The organism is Microbacterium sp. NPDC080005, assembly GCF_040702445.1.
In the GTDB taxonomy this organism is placed as follows: Bacteria; Actinomycetota; Actinomycetes; order Actinomycetales; family Microbacteriaceae; genus Microbacterium; species Microbacterium oleivorans_D.
Genome location: NZ_JBFBLD010000007.1, coordinates 1 through 2,375, shown reverse-complemented (window position 1 = coordinate 2,375; position 2,375 = coordinate 1). Strand labels below are relative to the sequence as shown.

The following is a 2,375-nucleotide window of genomic DNA, read 5'->3' as shown; positions in this document are numbered from 1 at the left end:
GCCAGAGCGATCATGTGGCAGTGAGGGTGCCACCCGTTGCCCTTGTTCGTCAGTTCGAGCGTGTAGACGGCTCCCTCAGCCTTGCACAGCTCCGTCCAGGGAGCGCGAGCCACGCCAGCGTTGAAATTGCGCCTACGGTCGAGCAGCTTGCGCAGCGACTTCGTGAGGTGGGTTTGACGCTCGTCCAGGTCTTCGCCGTTCTTCACGGTGAGGGTGATCAGGTAGGGGCGCAGATCGGGGCGCTGTTCCTGGATGACCTGCCAGCGGGTCAGGTAGGCACCGAGCGCCTTGGCACCACGCCGGATGGCGCAGAGCGGGCAGACCAGGTGCTGCTTGCAGAACGTCGCGTTGTGCAGCCGTACCTTGCCCACGGTGAAGTACTCCCGGAAGTGCAGGTAGTTTCCGCAGGTGGCGAGGCCTGCGGCTGTCTTAGTGGCTTCGACCTCTGGAGCGCCCCGAAGGTGCTCCAGCATCGCCAGCGACCTTGCGTGCGCTTGGCCGTAGCGTGCTAACCTATCGCCGAAGTTTTCAGCTTCATCGACCCCTGTGAACGCCCCTTCCGCCAAGTTGGATTCGTTCACGGGGGTTTTCTTTTTGGCCATGCCCTGGCTCCTTTCCCGTGCCTACAGCATAACGCGCTGCATGCACTTTGTTTCTATGTATCAAGTAAGAAGGCCCCGGCTACCGGCCTTCGGGGGCCCTTCCGCAAGCGGAATCCACCCTGAAGGCCCGGAAGCCGGGGCCTTAGCGTTGAATCAAGAAGCTGCTACGAGCTGCGGCTTTGAGCCTTGCGGAATGAAATAGCCCACCGTCTTGCCAAGGGAATAAACCCCCACAGGGACGCGAATCGTCTTGTTGAGCGCGGCCTGAAACAGGCGAGCGTCCTCGACGTTGAGGGTCACAAGATCGAGCTTGGTGCCGCCGCCCTGGAGCGGGACGTGGCCGAGGATCTGCACCTTGTCCCGAGGGTCGAAGGCCTCCCCGGTTTTCTTCGATGTGCCGCCCGGCTGGACGTACACGTTCGCTACCTGCCCGCAGAGGGTGAACATTGCTTCAGCCATCACTTGGCCTCCCCTTCTACGCGGTCACAAATATCGGCGTAGCCCTTCCAATGGTGGCAACCCGGCTCGCCATTGATGCTTGTGGTTTTGATGCCTTTGGACTCTTCGTAGCGGGTTTGCTCTGCGTCAGCCTCAGCAGCGCATGCGCGTCGGTCTTCAGGGGTGAGCGCGAGGAAAAGCTCACGCACATGCTCAGCAAATAGCTCTCCGCCAAAGGCAGCGGTGCTGCGACCGAAGCGTTTAGCAATGGCAGCCAGCATGCAGGCGTCTTCAGCAGGGAAGTTGAAAGAGACTGTTCGCATTGTGGCCTCACGGAATTCGGCATGGACTTCGTCTTCATAAAGCTCCTCGATGTGGCGCATGAAGGGGGATTTGGCAGGGGTCTTCTTGGTCGTCATGGCTGGCCTATAGATCAGTTATAGGGATTCTATGGAGGCCTGATCGTAATGCTATAGGAATCTTATAGCAACATGAGGACGCGCCGCTGGCGCGAGGATCAAAAGCGGAAAAGCGGAAAAGCACCCTCGCCGGGTGGCATCCCCCGGGCCAGTTCCTGGCCCGGGGTGCTGCCGTAGGGTGGTTGTTCGGGGAGGGTAAAGGGTGCGCTCCGCCCGTGCCTCCGTTCGCCGGGGAGGTGGAGCGCTTCCCCGACGAGCCGGGGGCGCGGCCCTTGACCTGTCAACTTTTGGAGCGGGTTTCAGCCCTTTTGAGAGCGGCCCTTCGTCGCTGCTCGCCCTCGTGCACCAGGACAGCGAACGACTTGGGTTTGGTGGGGGGTTGCGGGGGTCGCCAGCCGGGCAAGTCAGCAGCCGCTCGCGGATCGGCTGGCGTAACCGTGTAACGCGTTTCAGGGTTTTCGGTAACGGCGTTCTCCGTTACCGCTTTGGGGCTTTCACCGGTAAACCGGTACTCACCGCCGAAATACCGGTAGAACCGATCCCAGTAGGGGAGCGAGTCCAGAGGTTCGTCCAGGAGCGACTCGGGGACTTCGACACCACGGAACAGGCCGAAGCTGTTCAGCAGGCGTTTGCCCTTGAGGCGCTGGGCGGCGTGCCAGTTGTCTTCCAGGGAGAGGTCGGAGAACTTCACGGCGTACTTGAAGACCTCCATGAACCCCTCGCTGGGATCGCCTGTGATGGGCCTTACGTCGACGATGAAGCTGTCACCGGTGATCCGGTGCCACTCAGCGCTTAAAACCTCCTGACAGGGCTCAGAGGCCGCCAGAGCGATCATGTGGCAGTGAGGGTGCCACCCGTTGCCCTTGTTCGTCAGTTCGAGCGTGTAGACGGCTCCCTCAGCCTTGCACAGCTCCGT

At 61.3% G+C, this 2,375-nt stretch carries 4 protein-coding genes; all 4 read right to left on the bottom strand.

The window, feature by feature from the left end:
* Positions 1–602 (bottom strand): protein rep (locus AB0259_RS15425; RefSeq protein WP_366235859.1); only part of this gene is annotated, 602 nt, incomplete at its 3' end.
* A 153-nt stretch (positions 603–755) separates the two neighbouring features.
* On the bottom strand, positions 756–1,061 hold the full coding sequence (locus AB0259_RS15420) for a hypothetical protein (protein WP_364388957.1): 306 nt from the start codon (positions 1,059–1,061) through the stop codon (positions 756–758).
* A complete protein-coding gene (locus AB0259_RS15415) occupies positions 1,061–1,459 on the bottom strand; it encodes a hypothetical protein (RefSeq protein ID WP_255849888.1) in 399 nt (132 codons plus the stop codon). The genes AB0259_RS15420 and AB0259_RS15415 overlap by 1 nt, the downstream gene beginning before the upstream one ends.
* A gap of 280 nt (positions 1,460–1,739) precedes the next feature.
* The coding region (locus AB0259_RS15410; RefSeq protein ID WP_366235858.1) for a hypothetical protein at positions 1,740–2,375 on the bottom strand (636 nt) is incomplete at its 5' end.